At 59.0% G+C, this 19,331-nt stretch carries 20 protein-coding genes and 2 pseudogenes; 17 read left to right on the plus strand and 5 right to left on the minus strand.

Features of this window, described 5'->3' with window-relative positions; translation table 11 throughout:
* Nucleotides 1-265: 265 nt before the first annotated feature.
* The 3 genes and pseudogenes from ACR9ZQ_RS39870 to ACR9ZQ_RS39880 all read left to right on the plus strand — a co-directional run bounded on the left by ACR9ZQ_RS39870 (nt 266) and on the right by ACR9ZQ_RS39880 (nt 1,283).
* A complete protein-coding gene (locus tag ACR9ZQ_RS39870; RefSeq protein ID WP_481430690.1) occupies nt 266-532 on the plus strand; it encodes a hypothetical protein in 267 nt (88 codons plus the stop codon).
* A 136-nt stretch (nt 533-668) separates the two neighbouring features.
* Nucleotides 669-992, plus strand: a complete 324-nt coding sequence (locus tag ACR9ZQ_RS39875; protein ID WP_481431002.1) for a type II toxin-antitoxin system RelB/DinJ family antitoxin — start codon at nt 669-671, stop codon at nt 990-992.
* Nucleotides 989-1,283 (plus strand): annotated as a pseudogene (locus ACR9ZQ_RS39880) (type II toxin-antitoxin system RelE/ParE family toxin). The gene ACR9ZQ_RS39875 and the pseudogene ACR9ZQ_RS39880 overlap by 4 nt, the downstream one beginning before the upstream one ends.
* A 176-nt stretch (nt 1,284-1,459) precedes the next feature.
* Here ACR9ZQ_RS39880 and ACR9ZQ_RS39885 read toward each other — a convergent pair.
* Nucleotides 1,460-1,834, minus strand: coding sequence for a winged helix-turn-helix transcriptional regulator (locus ACR9ZQ_RS39885; RefSeq protein WP_310380503.1), 375 nt, complete (start codon nt 1,832-1,834; stop codon nt 1,460-1,462).
* Nucleotides 1,835-1,958: 124 nt separating this feature from the next.
* Between ACR9ZQ_RS39885 and ACR9ZQ_RS39890 the strand changes: the two genes are divergently transcribed.
* Nucleotides 1,959-2,792 carry an enoyl-CoA hydratase/isomerase family protein gene (locus tag ACR9ZQ_RS39890; protein ID WP_481430691.1) on the plus strand — a complete coding sequence of 278 codons (834 nt, stop codon included), beginning with the start codon at nt 1,959-1,961 and terminating at the stop codon, nt 2,790-2,792.
* A gap of 294 nt (nt 2,793-3,086) precedes the next feature.
* Here the strand turns inward: ACR9ZQ_RS39890 and ACR9ZQ_RS39895 are convergent, their stop codons facing one another.
* The gene (locus ACR9ZQ_RS39895) at nt 3,087-4,061 is read right to left on the minus strand and encodes an AraC family transcriptional regulator (protein ID WP_481430692.1); all 975 of its coding nucleotides are present in this window, start codon (nt 4,059-4,061) and stop codon (nt 3,087-3,089) included.
* Between the two features lie 84 nt (nt 4,062-4,145).
* Here ACR9ZQ_RS39895 and ACR9ZQ_RS39900 point away from each other — a divergent pair, with 84 nt between their 5' ends.
* From ACR9ZQ_RS39900 to ACR9ZQ_RS39910, 3 genes are all read left to right on the plus strand, one after another.
* Nucleotides 4,146-4,886 (plus strand): SDR family NAD(P)-dependent oxidoreductase, encoded by a 741-nt coding sequence (locus tag ACR9ZQ_RS39900; protein WP_310380509.1) that lies wholly within the window; start codon nt 4,146-4,148, stop codon nt 4,884-4,886.
* Nucleotides 4,887-5,054: 168 nt separating this feature from the next.
* Nucleotides 5,055-6,008: a quinone oxidoreductase family protein gene (locus tag ACR9ZQ_RS39905; RefSeq protein ID WP_310380514.1), complete on the plus strand. Its 954-nt coding sequence runs from the start codon at nt 5,055-5,057 to the stop codon at nt 6,006-6,008.
* Between the two features lie 104 nt (nt 6,009-6,112).
* Nucleotides 6,113-6,328 carry an alpha/beta hydrolase family protein gene (locus ACR9ZQ_RS39910; protein WP_310380516.1) on the plus strand — a complete coding sequence of 72 codons (216 nt, stop codon included), beginning with the start codon at nt 6,113-6,115 and terminating at the stop codon, nt 6,326-6,328.
* Nucleotides 6,329-6,382: 54 nt separating this feature from the next.
* Here ACR9ZQ_RS39910 and ACR9ZQ_RS39915 read toward each other — a convergent pair whose 3' ends face one another.
* A complete protein-coding gene (locus ACR9ZQ_RS39915; RefSeq protein WP_310380517.1) occupies nt 6,383-7,276 on the minus strand; it encodes a LysR family transcriptional regulator in 894 nt (297 codons plus the stop codon).
* 152 nt (nt 7,277-7,428) lie between these two features.
* Between ACR9ZQ_RS39915 and ACR9ZQ_RS39920 the strand changes: the two genes are divergently transcribed.
* From ACR9ZQ_RS39920 to ACR9ZQ_RS39945, 6 genes are all read left to right on the plus strand, one after another.
* Entirely contained in the window at nt 7,429-8,091 is a 663-nt protein-coding gene (locus ACR9ZQ_RS39920; RefSeq protein WP_481430693.1) for a hydrolase, read from the plus strand.
* A gap of 218 nt (nt 8,092-8,309) precedes the next feature.
* A complete protein-coding gene (locus ACR9ZQ_RS39925) occupies nt 8,310-9,341 on the plus strand; it encodes an LLM class flavin-dependent oxidoreductase (RefSeq protein WP_481430694.1) in 1,032 nt (343 codons plus the stop codon).
* Nucleotides 9,342-9,378: 37 nt separating this feature from the next.
* Nucleotides 9,379-10,269 (plus strand): LysR family transcriptional regulator, encoded by an 891-nt coding sequence (locus ACR9ZQ_RS39930; protein ID WP_481430695.1) that lies wholly within the window; start codon nt 9,379-9,381, stop codon nt 10,267-10,269.
* A 166-nt stretch (nt 10,270-10,435) separates the two neighbouring features.
* Nucleotides 10,436-11,371: a pirin family protein gene (locus tag ACR9ZQ_RS39935; protein WP_481430696.1), complete on the plus strand. Its 936-nt coding sequence runs from the start codon at nt 10,436-10,438 to the stop codon at nt 11,369-11,371.
* Between the two features lie 76 nt (nt 11,372-11,447).
* Complete coding sequence (locus ACR9ZQ_RS39940) at nt 11,448-11,735, plus strand: GNAT family N-acetyltransferase (protein ID WP_481430697.1); 288 nt, start codon at nt 11,448-11,450, stop codon at nt 11,733-11,735.
* 82 nt (nt 11,736-11,817) lie between these two features.
* Nucleotides 11,818-12,159, plus strand: a complete 342-nt coding sequence (locus tag ACR9ZQ_RS39945) for a hypothetical protein (RefSeq protein ID WP_481430698.1) — start codon at nt 11,818-11,820, stop codon at nt 12,157-12,159.
* A gap of 191 nt (nt 12,160-12,350) precedes the next feature.
* Here the strand turns inward: ACR9ZQ_RS39945 and ACR9ZQ_RS39950 are convergent, their stop codons facing one another.
* Nucleotides 12,351-13,262: a LysR family transcriptional regulator gene (locus ACR9ZQ_RS39950; protein ID WP_007825991.1), complete on the minus strand. Its 912-nt coding sequence runs from the start codon at nt 13,260-13,262 to the stop codon at nt 12,351-12,353.
* 251 nt (nt 13,263-13,513) lie between these two features.
* Between ACR9ZQ_RS39950 and ACR9ZQ_RS39955 the strand changes: the two are divergent.
* The 3 genes and pseudogenes from ACR9ZQ_RS39955 (at nt 13,514) to ACR9ZQ_RS39965 (ending at nt 17,400) form a co-directional block, all read left to right on the plus strand.
* A pseudogene (locus tag ACR9ZQ_RS39955) lies at nt 13,514-15,318 on the plus strand (amidohydrolase).
* A 219-nt stretch (nt 15,319-15,537) separates the two neighbouring features.
* Nucleotides 15,538-15,723: a VOC family protein gene (locus ACR9ZQ_RS39960; RefSeq protein WP_481430699.1), complete on the plus strand. Its 186-nt coding sequence runs from the start codon at nt 15,538-15,540 to the stop codon at nt 15,721-15,723.
* A gap of 198 nt (nt 15,724-15,921) precedes the next feature.
* Nucleotides 15,922-17,400, plus strand: a complete 1,479-nt coding sequence (locus tag ACR9ZQ_RS39965; RefSeq protein ID WP_481431003.1) for an alginate export family protein — start codon at nt 15,922-15,924, stop codon at nt 17,398-17,400.
* A gap of 92 nt (nt 17,401-17,492) precedes the next feature.
* On the opposite strand, the gene ACR9ZQ_RS39970 is transcribed toward ACR9ZQ_RS39965, so the two are convergent.
* Nucleotides 17,493-18,431 carry a sugar-binding transcriptional regulator gene (locus ACR9ZQ_RS39970; RefSeq protein WP_310380540.1) on the minus strand — a complete coding sequence of 313 codons (939 nt, stop codon included), beginning with the start codon at nt 18,429-18,431 and terminating at the stop codon, nt 17,493-17,495.
* A gap of 83 nt (nt 18,432-18,514) precedes the next feature.
* Here ACR9ZQ_RS39970 and ACR9ZQ_RS39975 point away from each other — a divergent pair, with 83 nt between their 5' ends.
* On the plus strand, nt 18,515-19,228 hold the full coding sequence (locus tag ACR9ZQ_RS39975) for an HAD family hydrolase (protein WP_310380542.1): 714 nt from the start codon (nt 18,515-18,517) through the stop codon (nt 19,226-19,228).
* The last annotated feature ends 103 nt before the right edge of the window (nt 19,229-19,331 follow it).

Here is a 19,331-nt window from a genome sequence, read left to right on the forward strand (position 1 = left end):
CCGTTTAACGATCGCGAGCGTCCATTCCGGTCGCTGGCTCCTCCGGAATACTACTCATCAGGTGTTCATTTCAATTCCGACGTTTCGATAAAGTGACGTTGATTTAGCCGTTTAAATCGATCTAATCGGGTCATTTACGCAACTGATGGGGTGTGTTAGCGTTTGCGGCGGGCAAGACCCGATTTCAACATTCCGTTTCGGGACCGATGCAGGCGGACCTGCCCGATCGCGAAACTTTCGCCAAGCTCGGAGGCAAATCAAGGCGATGGCCGATGGAATTTCTAATGTGATTGACAGCAACGAGCCGGTGGGATTCCTGCGGCTTTTTCGTCTTATTTCTGCAGCAAGAGATAGTGCTTCATCACTGGAGCTCATGGATCTCGTGCGTCTGGTGGATATGGCGCTCATGCAGACGGCGCTCGACTGGGAAGGGCTTGATGCCGAAAACCTGGATGAGCGCGCCTTCCTGAATCTCATCCGCGAGAAGCGGGAAATCGCTCATCAGACGCATATCCATGCCGTTTCAAATTGAAATGTCATGATTACTGACCAGTTGCAAGCGTGTCTTATGATCTAAATGCAGCCTCGCCAGGGTCGAAAGCGAGCGGAGAACGAGTTGTAGGCCATTGAGGTGGAGAAAGGCGCGCTGATAGGCCTTTATGTCGGAAATGCTTGAAAACCAGCGGATTTGGAGGAGGGCAGGGGCGTCAGCTCCGCTTGCCGAAGTTCGGGATCGCGCCTCCGCCGTGCTTGAAAAATTGGGCCTCACGGTATCGGATGCGGTTCGTATCTTGCTCGCCCGGACGGCCAACGAGGGTGCGCTGCCACTCGAACTTCTTTCAGGCAGCGAGGCCCATGACGCTTGGTTGCGGACCAAGGTACTTGAAGCATTGAACGATACTCGACCGGACGTCTCGGATGATGAAGTCGAGGCCCATTTTGCGAAACGTCGAGCGGCAGCCCGCCTTAAAGCGGATACACGCAAATCGTGAAGCTTACCTGGTCTGCGTTCGCGTTATCGGATCGCGACGCCATCTTCACATATATCGAGGCAGATAATCCTTCAGCCGCCGTCCTTGTCGATGAACCGATCATCGCTGCCGTTCGTCGTCTGATTGATTTCCCCGCGAGCAAGTCGTGTTGGCAGAATTGCTGGCACGCGCGAACTGGTAATCAACAGCACGGCGTATGTCGCGGCATATGTGGTAATGGAAGCATCTGTTCGTATTCTTCGCGTCCTCCATGGCGCGCAGGAATGGCCAGACACTTTGCCAACTAGCTAGACTTCGAGCTCGATGCCTGGAATCAACGGGTCGGTGGTTCGAACCGGTTCAAGACCGAAAAACTTACAACGCAGAATATCAGGTTATCTCTCAAAAGAGATTGGGGCACCCTTGCGCTCCACATACTATTTCACCCGCCGAATTGGGCTGCGCGCAAACCGCCGCTCAAGTCGGCCCTAATCCACGCGCGCATCGTAGCTGCGCTGACAATCCTGGATGACGTCGATATTCTCGACAGTCCAGTCGAACAGGGTTGAGAACGGCCCTTGCAGTGACCTGCCGAGGGGTGTCAATGCATATTCAACCCCGAGCACACGCCCATCCAGGATCCTGCGCGTCAGCATGCCGTTGCGCTCCAGCTTTCGAAGTGTCTGTGTCAGCACACGCTGGGTCACGCCATCGAGGCGACGCTTGATCGCATTGAAGCGACGGGGCTCGCTTAACACGGCCAGCACCATCATCGACCACTTGTCGGCGATCTGGTCGAGGATCACGCGGCTCGGGCAGTCGGCACGGTAGACCGGGCCATTTTCATCGGTCGGTTCATCCATCGGTATCCTCCAGCATCCCTGGGATGCTTCTGGTGCGTAATTGACGCTAGGTATCCAATGAATACTTTAGGGTCAATGGCGCATATGCGGCGCCAGAGGTTCCTGAAGAAACAGAGACTCACATATGACCGACACAGATTTCAGCCGGCTTCGGATTACTCGGACAGACGGCGTTGCCACGATCACGATCAACAACCCGCCGGTAAACGTTCTCGATGTCCCCCTGATGAGCGAGATCCGCCGCTTTCTCCTTTCTGTTCGCAACGATCCGGACACCCGTGTACTGGTTTTCCAAAGTGCGGACCCCGAATTCTTCATTGCCCATGTCGACATGACATTGATCGATGAACCGCACGCCTTCGACGAGATCGCCCGTGAAGCTCCGGAAGCCCTCAACCCGTTCCAGGCATTTGGCGAACTTCTACGAGAGCAGCCGCAAGTGACGATCGTCAAGCTCGCCGGGCTGGCCCGCGGCGGCGGAGCTGAGTTTGTCGCGGCGGCGGACATGGTGTTTGCTGCGGAAGCGCAGGCAGGGCTGGCTCAATGCGAGGCGTTGATGGGGATTACGCCGGGCGGCGGAGCCACCCAGTATCTGTCCAGCCGGATGACGCGTGGCCGAGCTCTTGAAGTGATCCTTGCCGCCGATCTCGTCGATGCGATGACGGCGGAGCGATACGGGTGGATCAACCGGGCACTGCCGGCCTCTGAACTCGACGGCTTCGTCGAGCGTTTGGCACGCAACATCGCCGCACTGCCCACCGGCGTCATCGCCGCGGCCAAGAGGGCGTTGCCTCCCGAAGACCTGCGGGATGGCTTTCAGCGCGAGCATGAGGCCTGGGCAGGATTGTTCGAACTCCCTGCTGCCGAAAAGCTCATCCGGGGCGGACTGAAAGCAGGAGCGCAGACCAAGGAGGGCGAGAGAAATCTGGAAGGCTTGCTTCGTGCATTGAAGGTGTGAGTACTGACTGATGAGAGAACAACGAAACCGCTGCAAGAAATTGTTGCATAGCGGTTTCGGTCTTTGGATGGCGCGTATGCGTTATCGGAAGCGCCCGCGCTGAATCACGACCTCGTTCGCACCACTGTCTGCCGCGGGAGGAGAACCTCTCCAGAAGATGTCTCCATTCCGCTAACGGCGAAGTGGAATATCATACCGCGCCGGGCACGATATTCCTAGTTTCGTGTGCAGCCTGGACTAGTCCCCGCCGAAGCCATCGACTTTTTTTCTTCCGTCAGCGGATAACGACTGGGTTCACCGCGCAAGATAAGCCACCGGCGCGCTGCCGAACATGCTCTTGTACTCGCGGCTGAACTGCGACGGGCTTTTATAACCCACCTCATACGCCACGCGCGACACATTGGTGCTGCCGCCGGCAAGGAGCTTCCGCGCCTCAAGCAAGCGGATATGGCGTTGAAACGCAAGTGGGCTGAACCCGGTGACTTCCTTGAAATGCCTGTGAAAGCTTGTAACGCTCATGTGAGAAGCCGCCGCCAGCTCAGGAATATTGACAGGCTCACTATGATTGGAAGCGAGCCAATCGGCCGCCGACTTGAGTTGTTGAAAGCGGCCGTTTCTCTGGCTGACCTGTCGCAGCGTGTCGCCCATCGAGCTCTGAAGCAGGCGATAATAAAGCTCAAACTCGTAGTGTGGTGCCAGCGCACCGATATCGTCGGGCGCGTTCAGCAGCCCGACGAGGCGAGCAAATGCGTCGCCGACGGGTCCGTCCAGACCGCCGGCGGCGACTGCGCATGTCCAACGGTCCTCACGCTTGGGGATATCGAGCATGACGCGCGTCAAAATATCGGCATCAAGATGAAGGCTGATGCCGACATAGGGGAAATTGGGCTTAGCGCCGGTCAATTGGTGGCTGTAGGGCAGGCCAAAGGACGATACCGCGCAAGCGCCTGTGGCCAGTTCGAACCGATTGGCGCCCATGATCAAGACTTTGGTTCCGCGCAACACCGCATAGAACATGGGTTCGAACACCGCCGGAGTGGGCGACGTGGCCCTTGTGCTTGTCCAAATCGTCAAGCGCGGAACGGAGGTGGGAACGCCGACTGTACCCGCATGCGCCGAAACAAACGGAGCAACGGCGTTCAGCAGAAGTGTCGATGGCTTCACAGGGTCGAACATCACGTCAGCATGTAGTGATTTGGTAGGATCAGGCAAGTGTCTGGGAAGATCAGGAATGTTGCCTGCGTCGCAATTGCCTATTTTGAGGCTCAACAAAAAGCCTGCCGGAGCAGCCCGTAGTGAGGAATGAACCTCCCAATCGGCGTCAAGGCGACAGGAATAGGAAAGGGTTCGACCATGCAGGAACTAGCTGGAAAGAATGCGCTCGTCACGGGTGGATCGCGTGGCATCGGGGCCGCGATCGCGATTGCTCTGTCGGAGAAAGGTGCGAACGTTGCGATAACGTACGAGCGATCCGCCGACAGCGCGGAGCGACTTTTCCGGACTATTGAAGGGAATGGGGGCAAGGCAATCGCGATACAGGCCGACAGCGCGGATCCCTCGGCCATCCAGCGGTCAGTGGACGAAACTGTCCGCACACTGGGCGGTCTCGACATTCTCGTCAACAATGCGGCGATCGCGCGATACAACAACATTGCAGATTTCACGATCGAGGACATCGACGCGCTGCTTGCCGTTAACGTGCGTGGGCCTGTTCTGACCGCAAAGGCTGCCATCCCACACCTCAAGGAGGGCGGGCGCATCATTACCATCGGATCAGCGGGCGCGGATCGCATAGCCGGGGTGCCTGGTACGGTCTATTATATGACCAAAGGCGCGCTCCAGGCATTCAACCGTGGCCTCGCCCGCGAATTGGGCGCCCGAGATATAACGGTCAATCTCGTCCAGCCGGGATCGACAAACACGGACTCGAACCCCGAGACGGGGGAATTCGCCGACTATCAGCGTGGTCTCAGCGCCCTTGGCCGCTTTAACCAGCCGGAGGATGTCGCGGCGGCAGTCGCTTTCCTCGCAACGCCGGCCGCCCGGCAAATCACCGGCACCATCCTTACGGTGGACGGCGGCGCTCTTGCGTAGTATGGGCACGACGCTCGCGATCGGGTCCGGCAAAGAGCCGCTGGCGACGGCTGCTGCGGCGCTGAAGGATCTGGAACATATCCTGGTGGCACGGATGGGCTGAGAGGCGGCCTGCAGCCGTTGTGACCATTTGAAGGCAGGACGTCCCATACGGGAAAGGAATAGCACATGAAGGCTGCAGTCTATGACAGCCCCGGTCCCCCGACAGTCTTAAGATATGCCGATGTGCCGGATCCCGTCTGTGGACCGGGGGATGTTCTAATCGCCGTCGAGGCGATTTCGATTGAAGGCGGCGATCTTGTCAATCGGCGCTCGACGCCGCAGCGCCCTTCGTGGATCGTCGGTTATGCTGCTGCCGGGACCATCGTCGCGATCGGCGAAAATGTGAGGGATCGGACGGTTGGCCAAAAAGTGACAGCCTTCGACATGCAGGGATCGCATGCCGAACTCTGGGCCGTGCCCGCCTCACGCACATGGTTGATGCCGAACGACGTCGACATGGCGCAAGCCGCGGCGCTACCAATCTCCTTCGGGACGGCCCGCCACTGCGTCATCACCAAGGGCAGGCTAAATGAAGGCGAAACAGTTCTGATCCAGGCCGCCGCTGGCGGCGTCGGTCTGGCAGCCATTCAGCTCGCGCATCAAGCGGGGGCGACGGTTATTGCTGTTGCCGGCGGTCGCGAACGACAAACGCGTCTGACCGAGCTTGGCGCCACCCATGTCATTGATCGATTTGAGCAGGATGTTGTTGGTGAAGTCCGTCGGTTGACCGATGGCAAGGGGGCTGATCTCGTGATCGACCCTGTTGGATCGACCTTGCAAAGTTCTCTTTCCTCACTGGCAGTCGAGGGGCGTCTCGTCTTCGTCGGAAATGCCGGCGGCGGCCTCGACGTCGATCTCTGGTCGCCCCTGCAGAACAATCAGACCCTTCATGGTGTTTTCATGGGATCGCTGTTCGAACGACGTGCCGTGCATCGGACGGTTGACGAACTTCTGGAGGCCGTGGCGGAAAGGCGTCTGGACGTCGTCATCGATAAGGCCTTCCCGCTGCGAGACGCGTCAAAAGCACACGAATATGCCGAAACGGCAAAGCCATTGGGCCGCGTTGTGATGACACCCTGACGCTGAGGGAGTCCGGCTATCGCCACCTTACCACCAACCGTCTGCTGTTCGTAAGCTACGCGAACCTGCTCGGCTTCGATGCCTTCAACCTCGTTCCCGAGCTGTTGTTTCAGCCTCTTCAGGTCATCGTCGGAGGTCGCCGCGGCGCTACCGGCCAATACGAGGCCGGCCAACGACTATTCGATCTTTCACCTGCCGATGAGAAGGACTTTTTCGTGGTCGAGGGCGCCGGCCATTACGACATGTATTACAAGCCGGAATATGTGGGTCCGGCAATTGACCGGCTGACGGCGTTCTACTCAAAGTATCTGCCGACATAATCGCAGGCCTGCGCGTCAGCTCCGGGACCGTCTCGATCTGCCGCTCTATATCCGTTAGATGGGCTGTTCGTTTCCTTGCCCGCTATGATCGAAACACTCGATCAGCATTTCGGTCAGGACGCGGACCTTTCTTGAGGGGTGCTGTCCCGGCGGACGAACGACATAGATTCCGGCCGGTGGCGGCGGATGATTTTTCATGACCGTCACCAACGCGCCGGAATTGAGATAGTCCTGGGTGAGGCCATCGGGGAGGGCCGCGATACCCAAACCGGCCGCGGCAGCGACGACGAGAGCTGCCCCGTTGTCAGCCTTGAAACGGCCCTGCGGGCGAATGGTCAGGATCTTGTCGCCGTCCATCACCTGCCACGTTTCCATCCCCTGCATAAGCGCCTGATGCGTGACGAGTTCCTCCGGTGTTTCCGGGGAGCCATGGGCTTTGATATAGGCGGGGCTCGCGACGTATTTTCCATAGAGGGGGCCGACGCGTCTTGCAATCAGGTTGGAATCCTGAAGTGTGCCGACCCGGATTGCGCAATCAAACCCTTCCGCGATCAGATCCACGAAACGGTCGCTATAGCTGGTCTGGATCTGAAGTTGCGGATGGCGAGATGCCATTTGCGCAATAACAGATGCAAAGTGGGTAGGTCCGAAGGAAAGGGGTGCGGCAACTCTCAGGCGCCCGCTCAGTTCGCCGGCGGGCAGGATCGTGTCTCTGGCGACATCGATCTCGGCGCTGACCCTGGCGGCATAATCCCGGAAAGTGGCGCCCGCTTCCGTCAAGGACGCCCCGCGTGTCGACCTTGCAAGCAGCTGGACGCCAAGCTCAGCCTCGAGCCTTACGAGCCGTCGGCTGACCATTGATTTGGAGACACCCAGCCGGAGCGCAGCAGACGTCACTCCGCCCGCATCCGCAACCTCCACAAACGTCCGCAGATCTTCGATGTCCATGCTGCGTTCCCCGTTCCGCGACACTGTTCGGCACAAACGATGACTACCGCATCGAAATTGGGAATGACAAGTTCCTTTCGCAGACGACGCTTCGGAGGGTGTTCGCCCCTCCTGCAGTGTGTCTCAATCAACCGCCAACACAGGATGTAAGTATGACCTTTCGTAACGGCCTTGACTCACTTCTTCGTCCCGAAGACTCCGTCCTCGTCATGATCGACCATCAGCCTTATCAGCTCGCAAACGTGAACAGCCACGATCCGCAGGCGGTCGTGAACAACACCACGGCGCTTGCGAAAGCGGCAAAGGTTTTCAACGTCCCTACGATCCTGACAAGCGTGATTGCCGGTCGCGGTGGTCTGCTCTTCAAACACCTCACCGATGTTTTCCCTGGGCAGGAGGTGATCGACCGTACATTCATCAACACCTGGCAGGACCCGAAAGTGGTGGACGCGGTCAAGGCCACCGGCCGCAAGCAGCTCATCATTGCTGGTCTGTGGACCGAAGTCTGCGTTGCGATGCCGGCTATCCAGGCTGCCGGCGAGGGCTGGGACGTTACGGTGATTACCGACGCATCGGGTGGCACCTCGGTCGAGGCGCATCAGGTCGCCATCCAGCGGATGATCGGGGCCGGCATCAACATGATGACCTGGCTCGCGATCGCCGCAGAATGGCAGCGCGATTGGGCTCGCGAGGAAACTGCGGCTGCGCTGACGGACGTCATCATCGAGCATGCCGGTGGTAGCGGCATCGCCTATCTGTGGGAGCAGCAGCTCCTCAATACGCCCGTACAGGCGGCCAGCCAGGCCGGTCTTTAAAAGCTGACTGGGATGGCGGAATCTCGAATTGATGTCACCGTAAAGGCCCCAAAGTCGAGCCTCGCCATCCCGACTCAAGCGAGTTCACGCTTGGCCCAGCCGTGCACCGACGCGAAAGATGCGCCTGCGACCACCGTGACGGCGACAATCTGAGGGCGGAAATGAAGCCGGCCTGGTAGCGACGACAACGAACCGCGCAATCAACTTAAGGACCAAACATGGAAATCGGTATCGACAGTTTTGCAGCCATCCTTCCTGATCCGAAAACGGGTAAGCTCCCTTCACCGTCGGATCGCATGGCCGAGCTTATCGAGGAGGTCGTTGTCGCTGATCGCGTCGGGCTCGATGTCTTCGGTATCGGCGAGCATCATCGGGCTGAGTTTCTCGACTCCGCCCCGACTGTCATTTTGGCCGCGGCCGCGGCCCGCACTACCCGTATCCGGTTGGCGAGCGCGGTCACGGTTCTAAGCGCGGCCGATCCGGTGCGTGTCTTCCAGGAATTCGCGACGCTCGACTTGATTTCCAGGGGGCGTACCGAGCTCGTGGTCGGTCGAGGCTCCTTCGTCGAGGCCTATCCGTTATTCGGGCTGGATACGCGTCATTATGACGAGCTTTTCGCCGAAAAGCTCGATCTGTTTCTCAAGCTCGGCGAGACGAGAGATATCACCTGGGAAGGCCGCTTTCGTCCGCCACTCAAAGGGCAAGGCGTCTTTCCGCGTCCACATCAATCGCGGCTTCCAGTCTGGATTGGCGTCGGCGGTTCGCCGGAATCCTTCGCACGCGCCGGTGCACTTGGCCTTCCCTTGATGGTGGCGATCATCGGTGGCAGCTTCGAGCGCTTCCGGCCACTTGTCGATCTCTATCGCGAAAGTGGCCTGCGCGCCGGGCATGATCGCGAAAAACTCAAGGTGGGAGTCCATGCAATGGGTTTCGTCGGTGAGACCGACATGGCTGCAAAGGATGCCTTCTTTCCCGGATGGGCGCATCTGACGACGAAGATCGGTCGTGAGCGCGGCTGGTCGCCACCGACGCGACAGCAGTTCGAGATCATGGCGGGTCCTGACGGTGCATTCCTGGTCGGCGATCCGAAAACTGTTGCCGCCAAGATGCTGCAGGCCAACGAAAGGCTTGGCGGTCTATCGCGCATCACCTTCCAGATGAGTACCGCTTCGCTTGAAACGGCCGCGATGAAGCAGTCGATCGAGCTTCTGGGCACGGAGGTCGCGCCGATCATCAGGGCGGCGCGATAGGACGGGTATCCACCGTGTCGCAACGGAGTAATGCCAAATGGACATCGAAGATCTGCGGGTATTCGTCGAGGTTGCCGATTCGGGAGGTATCACTTCGGCTGCGCGTAGACTTGGGGTCTCCAAGTCCATGGTCAGCCGCGCTCTCACCAGGATCGAGGGTGCGCTCGGCACCCAGCTTCTTGCGCGAACGACACGGGGAGCCGGTCTGACGGAAGCAGGGGTCTTGTTTCGGGATCATGCAGCAAAGGCCTGTGCCGAAATCGACATTGCGCGCGAGGCGATCCTGCCGGAAGGTGACCTTCGTGGACGTTTCCGGATTGCAGTTCCGCTGACATCGGGCCCGGTACATTTCGCACCGGTTCTGGCCAAGATGGCGCGCCACCACCCGCAGCTTCAGATCCATGCCGACTACAGCGATCGGTTCGCTGACTTGATCGTCGACGGGTTCGATTGTGCAATCCGTGTCGGCGCTCTTCGCGATTCGAATTTGATCGCAAAACGCGTCGGCCAGATCTACGGCAAGCTGGTGGCGAGCCCGGACTACATAAGATTGCATGGCTCGCCGGAGACGCCGGAAGACATCGCGTCGCACCAGGCTCTGGTCGGTGCGGAGAGCTGGCGATTCATGGATGGCGAAAAGATCATCACAGTGCAACCGCAGGGTCGCTTCAGGACCGACAACGGCATGGCGCTTGCGAGCGCAGCCGCTGAAGGGCTCGGCATCGCCTGGCTCCCCGATTGCGTCACCCACGACTATCTCGCTTCAGGGGCTCTCGTTCCGATCATGACCCGTTTTCCGCTACCGGTCGGCGGGGTCTATGTCGTACGGCCTCCCAGCCCGCATCCATCCCGAAAGGTGCGGATCCTCTCGGAATTCCTGATCGAATCCTTTGAGAAAGACGCGCATCTTTGGGGCGCCGAGACTTGATGCCGCGACAGCATGTTCCGCTTTCCGCGACACAGTGTAGCGTTTCCCAAACCTAGTCGCGGGTGCTGTAGCTTTCTAGTTTCGGTGGCGGCTTTGGCCAACCGGGTAGCAGAACGGAAGGGCAGCTCGGCGGCGCTAATCCTGCAGACTGAAGAGGAGAACATGCATGAGTTGGAATCCCGCCATTGCGCCAGCCTGTCCTGAAGAGATCGGCCTGGATGCGATCGACACCCTCATCATTCCACGTTCGCGCGACCTCGGTGGCTTTGAGGTTCGGCGCGCCTTGCCTGCGCCGAAGCGTCAGATGGTTGGCCCGTTCATCTTCTTCGATCAGGTCGGGCCTGCGGAACTTCTGACTGGTCAGGGCATCGATGTTCGACCGCACCCCCATATAGGACTCGGCACCGTCACTTATCTTTATCGCGGTGAATTCCATCATCGCGACAGCACAGGCGCCGACCAGATCATTCGCCCCGGAGCTCTGAACTGGATGGTCGCGGGCCGGGGTGTCACGCATTCAGAGCGCACTACGCCAGAGAGCCGCAGCGGGCCGCAAAGCCTGCTGGGAATCCAGACCTGGGTGGCGCTTCCCGACAGCCACGAAGACATGACGCCCATTTTTGAACATCATGGTAAGAACACGCTTCCGATGATCGAGGATCGTGGCGTCACGGTTCGGCTTATCCTAGGAAATGCCTATGGCAAGGCCGCTCCCGCGACGATGTTTTCCGAGACTTTCTATGCCGATATCACGCTGGAAGCAGGTGCTCGCCTGCCCATGCCCGACGATCACGAGGATCGTGGGATCTATATCGTCGAAGGCTCTATCTCGATCGCCGGCCAGGACTTCGAAGCGCCGCAGATGATGGTGTTCCGTCCCGGTGACAGGATCACGGTAACCGCAGGCGGCCAAGGTGCAAGGCTGATGGCACTGGGCGGAGCGACGCTTTCAGGACCACGTTATATCTGGTGGAATTTCGTCGCATCCTCGAAAGAGCGCATCGAAGAGGCCAAGGCCGAATGGCGGGCCGAGAACTGGGGGAAGGGGCGTTTCGATCTCCCGGTTGACGACAGGGATGAGCACATTCCCTTGCCCGATTGATTTTTGCCGATCAGCTTTAATTTGGAGACCATCTGAGGATGGGGCGGGTCGGCGCCTTAAACACGGAGGAAATGCGATGAGCGAAGAGGTTGAACGGGAAGATGGCATGTCCAAGGGGCGCTACCTGATCGTTGTTGATGGGAACGAAGCCGAAATGACATACAGTCGTGCGGGTCAAAAGCTGATCATCATCGACCACACGGATGTTCCTGCCGCGTTGCGCGGTCGAAAAATCGGCGAGCAATTGGTCCGGCAGGCGGTAGAGGACGCCCGGCGCGAAGGCATCACGATCATACCGCTTTGCCCATTCGCGAAAGCGCAGATAGAGCGCCATGCGGAATGGCAGGATGTTTTGAGAAAGTGATAATTTTGCCGAACGCGGAAGAACACCCACCTGTTTCAAGAGGCGAAGCAGGCCCTTCAAGCTGCTGCCGGAGAGATAAACAATGGCCGAAAACACTCCTGATCTAACTTTGGCAGAGCGCCAGATCGCCGAGGTCATCAGTCGCACCGACAAGACTCTTGCTGCCGCGGTCTCCTGTGCTCTGGAAGAGGCGACCAAACAAGCTGCCGAGGATATGCGAGCAATCGGCCAGGAAGATGCTGTGCCGGCGATGCAATATTTCGCGGCAGTTGTTCACCAGCGAATGTATTGTCTCATGTGTGGCGCAGACCCGGATACATTTGAAGGGGGAAACCCTGAAACTGCCTACCACGTCATCCGCAACAGCCAGAATATCGCCAAGCATTATTGGTCAGCAGACGTTGAGCCTTACCCAGCGAAATAGCGGTGGATCATCCATCGGCATCCAGCACCGCGCCATTATTGCATCGGCGGCACCTTTCGTTGCTGATCAACTCGGCACTAAGAGAAGCCATTTCGTGACGTTGGGGAGGACTGGCCGCGTCCGCGATCGCTGATGCAGGTCAGATTCCTGTATAATCGGGAATCCGCGGCGACCCGTTACCCACATGCTGATCATTCACCCTGCCTGCCGAGGCCTGCCGCGCCGTCCTTGACGGCCGCGGTTCCGAAACGTTCGATAAGCATTTCAGTGAGGATCCTCACCTTTCGCGAGGGATGCTGGCCGGGCGGCCTTACGACGAACATGCCGGCTGGCGGAATCGGATGACGCGTCATGATTGGCACCAGTGCGCCCGAACGAATATGATCCGCGACAAGCGGTTCCGGCAGGTAGCCGATCCCAATACCATCCAGAGCGGCAGATACGAGTGATACTCCGCTATCAGCTACGAAGCGTCCCTGGGGACGCACCGTAACAATTTTATCGCCATCCATGAATTGCCACCTCTCGTCGTCTCGCATGACGACTTGATGATCTACGATGTCGCCGGGTTTTTCGGGAGCGCCGTGAGCTTCTATGTATTCGGGGCTCGCAACCAGAATGCCGAAGATCGATCCGACACGTCGTGCGATTAGGACAGAATCTTGAAGGTGGCCAAGCCGAATAGCGCAGTCAAACCCCTCTCCGACGAGATCTACGAAACGATCGGTATAGGAAGAAAGGATTTGCAGTTGCGGATGCCTCCGCGCCATTTGTGAGAGGATAGGAGCAAAATGTGTTGGGCCAAAAGAAAGCGGCGCAGCGACACGTAACCGGCCGCGAAGATCTCCTGAAGGGAGAGTGGCTTCCCTCGCAACTTCAAACTCGCTGCAGATTTTTGCCGCATGCTCGCGAAATGTTGCGCCAGCTTCGGTCAAGGAGGCACCACGCGTCGTTCGCGCGAGCAACTGAACGCCCAGGAATTGCTCAAGTCGCGCAAGCCGTCGGCTGACGAGCGATTTGGAAACGCCAAGCCGGCGCGCTGCCTGTGTGACGCCGGTTGCGTCAGCAACCTCCACAAAGGTGCGCAGTTCCTCAATATCCATTGGTGTTTCCTTTTTGGCGACATGGTGTGTCAGTTTGATGGCCTACCGTAGCCGAAATTGCAATGGCACTGTCCACTTGGACGTTTTCACAAGGGTTTTGTCTTCCGACAAGTCGGCCTTCAACGACGGCATGCGAATAAAGTGATGACCTTTCGCGAGCGCTTGGACTCACTTCTTCGCCCATCGCGCGCATCCGCATGGCACCGGCTCCGAATGACCGCATTTCGTAAAATCAGTAGAACGAGGATAAAATGATCAGAAAGATATTCATCGCGTTTGTGACAACTTTTTCTTTCTCTGTAGTTCAGGCACAAACGACGCAGGAACAGCCCGGCGCCGATCTGATCGTTATCAATGCAAAGATCTTCACCGGCAGCCGTGTTCAGCCTGAAGCTTCGGCTTTGGCGGTCAAGAATGGCCGCATTTATTCCGTCGGCTCCGATGTGGACATTCTCGGTCTAAAGAACTCCAACACCGAGATTATTGATGCTCGCAGCCGCACACTCATTCCCGGCATCATTGATGCCCATATCCATGTCCTCAACGATCTGGCCTATAACTACAATGTTCGATGGGATGGCGTGCCGACGCTGCGCCGGGCGTTGACTATGCTGAGCGAGCAGGCCGCACGTACGCCGAAGGGCCAATGGGTCAAAGTGATCGGAGGTTGGTCACCCTACCAATTTGAGGAGAACCGCTTCCCCACGCTGGATGAATTGCGCAGCGCCGTGCCCGATCGCCCCCTGATCGTGCAATATGCCTATAACCAAGCCTTCTTGAACAAGCAGGCGATGGAGGCGCTTGGCGTGGGTACCGATCGGTTCCCAAAGGTGCCGGACACCGAATTCGAAAAGGACAGCCGCGGTAATCCCACTGGTGTGATCCACGGTTATACTTGGTTGTTTCTCGCCCTCGAGAGCATGGTGCCGCAGCCCACGTTCGACGAACAAGTGAGTTCGATGGTCTATAGCATTCACGGTCTGAACCGGTTCGGCGTGACCTCGATCATTGATAACGGCGGTAGGTGGCCCTACCCGGAGGCCCAGGCGAGGGTAGACGTGCTTGCGCGAGACAACCGTCTCAATGTGCGCATGCCCTTTGTGGACTTGCAACTCGGCGACGGCGGACCGGTGAACATGGTGGATCTGGAAATCGAGGCGATCACAAAAACGGCGCCGATAAGTCCAGGACAAAACCTGCATCCCACCCTGGCACATGGCCATGAATATCAAGGTGCCGGGGAGGTTCTGAGCGGGGAAGTGCACGATCATGAGAACTTCGACCGTCCGGCGGTCATCATCGAGCCCGAGAAGATGCGGCGCTTCGTCGAGCAGGATGTGATGAAGCTGGTCCAGCGGCGCATCCCGTTCCGAATGCACGTCAGCTACAACGAGAACATCTCCCCTTTCTCGACGCGCTGGAGAAGGTGAACAAGACGATCCCGCTCGATGGCCTGAAATGGAGTCTTGAGCACGCTGAGACCATCAGTCCGGAGAACATCGCTCGGGTGAAAAAGCTGGGTGGCGGAATTGCCCTGGACGCCAAAATGGCGCTCCACGGCGATGGCTTCATCAGGACATATGGTCGCGAGAAGGCGTTGGAGACGCCGCGTCTGCGCATGCTCGTCGATAGCGGCATGCCGCTGGCCATGACCACCGATGCATTCCGGGCAGCCACGTTCAACCCTTGGGTTGGTATAAGCTGGATGGTATCTGGCAAGTCTGTGTCCGGATCCGAAATTCTTGCCGAGGACAATCGCCTATCCCGCACCGAGGCGCTGAAACTGTTCACCAGTGGCGCAGCGTGGTTCATGAACACAGAATCAGAAATGGGCGTAATCGCTCCCGGATACCTGGCGGATTTTGTTGTGCTCGACAGGGACTACTTCGCCGTGCCGGAAGATCAAATCAGCTCTATATCTTCTGTACTGACTATTATGGACGGAAAGGTAGTGTTTGGTGCACAGGACTACATCGCTCTATCGCCAAAACTGCCCGACATCCTTCCGGCTTGGTCACCCGTAAAATACTTCGGCAGCTATCATGGGGAAAAATGAACCCGGCGGAATGGTTCCCCCTGCTCCACCGACAGTTCCATTGCAGGAGCTCATTGGACCGCGGTTTCGCCGCCCGGCCGTACCCTACCGCGGCGAAAGAACCATCGTCTACATTGACGGCGATCGTTCAATACCCCGTCGAAAACAACGCGCGTCAAGGGGTCTGTCGTTATATCGAGGTCCGCATACGGTACCGGTTTACAAGGATCTGGCGACAGCTTGAAGCATGCCAGTTGTCACTACTTCTGCCTGACCGGCGCCGATATCGAAGCCACTGTGGAAGAGCTGCGCCGCCGCAACGTAAAGATCCTCACCGAACCGTTTCAGGTCAACGAGATTCGCCGCAAGATTTCTTTCTTCGCCGATCATTTCGGGAACGTGGTTGAGTTGGCCGAAGTCATCTAGCAGCGCAGCCGCGCACGCCCCACGGACGAGCCCAAAACGATTTCACCATAAACGCGCCGGGTGACGGAATCCACCTTCAGCCGGTCGATGCGCAACTGGGGTGGCCGTGTGCGCCCCATGCTTCGCCGTGCCAATGGCGGACGGCGTCGACCACCCACGCAGGATGTGGCCACGTGCCGAAGGCTGAAAGGCGAGCAGATGATTGACCAACAGAGATGTTTCACCTCGCTTTTTTCAATGACGCTCAGCCTTCGGTTCGTATCCATGGTGCGGTCACTCCTGCTTTCGCTTTTCGCCCTTGCATTTGCTCAAGGGAGCTACCGGTCAGCCCTGGCGGCGGATGATTTTTCCTTGAAGCAGAAGAGGCCCTCGATAAAAGCCGACCGTTCGCAGGAGGACTGGTCGCTTCTCGCGGATCCGAAACTGCGGAATGAGCCGTTGGATGGTCTCAAATACATTCCGTTGTTTCCCTCCAATCCCGACAGCTACATCTCGTTAGGGCTCAATCTACGCGAAATCTTCGAAGTCAGTGATGCGCCGGCTTTCGGAACCGTGCCGGCGTATCCCAGAGATTCTTATTGGTTACAGCGTGCGCAGTTTCAGATCGACGTTCACCTGAATGAAAACTGGCAACTGTTTACACAGTTCGAGGATGTGCGTGCGTTCGACAAGACTGTGGTCAGCCCTAACGACGCAAACCGATTTGACCTTCGGCTCGCATTCATCGGCTATACGCAGGAGACTGACCTAGGAACCTTCAGAGCAAGGGTCGGCCGCCAAGACTTCGCGTTTGACCTGGAGCGGTTCGTATCGGTGCGCGATGGGCCCAATGTCCGCCAGGCGTTCGATGCCGTCTGGGCCGGGTGGGAGACGGAAGCATGGCGCTTCTATGGTCTGGTCAGCCAGCCGGTTCAGTATCGGGATGACAACCCCTTCGATGATCGATCAAGCGGCGATGCACTGTTCAGCGGCGCCCGCGTTGAGCGGCAACTCTCGCCGACGATCGAAGCCTCCGCCTATTACGCGCTCTATCAGCGCAAGGACGCCACTTTTCTCACCGCGTCGGGTGAGGAGGACAGGCATGTGCTCGATATCCGGTCGGCCGGCAAATATGCCGGTTTCGACTGGGATGCGGAAGCGATGGGACAGGTTGGCCAGGTCGGCTCAGCCGATATTCTGGCCTGGGCCGTCGGTGCGAGGACTGGTTACACCTTCGAGGATGTCCCCTGGTTGCCGCGGATCGGTCTGCAGTTCGACGTGGCGTCCGGCGACCGGGACGCAAGTGATGGCACGCTTGGCACCTTCAACCCGCTGTTTCCGAACGGCTTCTATTTCTCGCTTGGCGGCCATACCGGATATGCTAACCTCATTCACCTCAAGCCGTCGATTACCGTTCAGCCGACAGAAGACCTGACCCTGGTGGCCGGGGTCGGACTGCTCTGGCGACAGACAACACAGGACGCTGTCTACACCCTGCCAAGCGTTCCCGTCGCTGGCACGGCGGGTAACGGGCAGGCATGGACCGGAGCTTATGTGCAGGTCAAGGCGGACTACCGCTTCAATCCCAATCTCACGGGGTCGCTGGAGGCTGTTCATTACCAGGTCGGCTCGGCGCTCGAAGCTGAGGGCGGCCGCGACAGCAATTATCTCAGCGCAGAACTGAAGCTGGCCTGGTAACAATGCCGATGCTACAGTGTTCGCCGACGAAGGAAATCACCGATTGAAGCGGCGGCCAAGCTCCCTCCCATTACGCAGGCACGCACCTCACCTCATCCGCCCGCCAGCAACGCCCTTGCGCTCTCCTCATCCGTGATCAGCGCGGTTGCGAGTCCGGCGCGTACGGTGGCGGTGAGGATGGCGTGTTTGTGGATGCCGCCCGAGGCGACGATGCGGCAGGGGATCTTGCGGTAGTCGGTGAGGTCGGGGGCTAGCACCTGTGCGTTCAGCGGGTGGGCGACGGGCCGGCCCTCGGCATCGATATAGCGGCCGAGCAGGTCGCCGACGGCGCCGACGGCGATGAGATCACCGACGTCGGTTCCTGCCGGCAGGCCGTAGCGCACCTGCAGGGATTGCCTGGTCACGTCGCCGACGCTCAGGTAGGAAATATCCACTTCGCAGGTCTGGCGGAAGATGCGCTCGAAGACCGATTGCGTGATGATCGCCTCGCGCGATTGCGGGCTCTCCGCATAGATCGGTGCCGCGAAATAGTGACATTGCGCCTTTAGGACCTGCGCGAAGGCGCGCACGATCTCGAACGTGTTAATCTCCGAACCGCGTGTCAGCCCGCCCATCATCGAGCGCAGCTCGATCCCGGGCTCGCTTGCCGGCGTCATGTTGGTGACGGTCTCGCGCAGCGTTGCGCCCCAGCCCACCCCGATAGAACGGGGCTTGCGGGCCTGGATCAGCCGGTCGAGATAGGCGGCCGCGCCGCGGCCGAGCGCCTGGTGCAGAAGCTGCGGATCGGCAGGGGTGGGCACGACGACTGCCGCCTCCAGGCCGAAACGTTCCTGCAGGCGCGATTCCAGCTCCATGCCGGCGGCAAGCGGCGAGGCGAAGCTCACCCTGACGATGCCTTCCTCAAGGGCTGCGGCCAGGAACTCGTTCACCCGGCGACGGGTGAGGTACATGCGCTCGGCGATCTGCGCCTGCGTCAGCCCCTCCACGTGATAGAGCCAGGCCGCCCGGATTTTCAGTTCATGCGATTCCATCAATCCCCATCCAGATGTGCCCTAAACGCCTCGGCGTTACATATTTCACATTGGTGTAACATATGTAACGTAATGCCGTCTGCATGACGATAGAACTTCTGATCTTCGATTGCGACGGCGTATTGATCGACAGCGAGCCGGTGGCGAGCGGCACGCTGGCGCAGGCCCTGCAGCGCGCCGGCGTTCCCTTGAGCCACGCTGAGGTCTACCGTCGCTTCACCGGTCTTTCGGGGGAGGCGGCCGGCCGCCTCTGTCGCGAGGAACTCGGCCTTGCCGATCCGGACCGTGTCTTCGCCGATGCCAAAAGCGCGCTCTACGCGGAATTTTCCCGTTCGCTGCGGCCGATGGCCGGCATGGAAGAGCTGGTGCGGAATGTGAAGCAGCGCAAATGCGTCGCGTCCAACAGCGATATGGAGAGACTGCGCCGCAGCCTCGGTCTTCTGGATCTGTGGACGGAATTTGCCCCGCATATCTACAGCGCCGAGATGGTGGCGAGGCCCAAGCCTGCGCCTGACCTTTTCCTTCTCTGCTCCGAAAATCTCGGCGTGGCGCCGCACCGCTGCCTTGTCATCGACGACAGCGCGCTCGGGATTACGGGTGCCGTGGCGGCCGGCATGGCGGCGATCGGCTTCGTCGATCCGGCCGATCCGCGCAGCGGACGGCACGAGGCGCTGAAGGCGGCAGGCGCTCTGCAAACGGTGGAGGGAGCGGGTGAACTGGCGCGCGCGCTCGAAGCGTTTTCGGCGGGAACCGCCGCTTCGCCTGCAAGCAAACCGGTGGTTCCCGTCGCCGGCTGATCTCGTCGCGCGGGGCCCTGCCTCACGCGCTGGAACGGCTCTTCGCGGCATCCGCGACGGGCGCCTTTATTGAAAAATTCATGAAGCCGTCAATGCGGCGACA

This window comes from Rhizobium sp. KNZ14-9A, assembly GCF_056755015.1.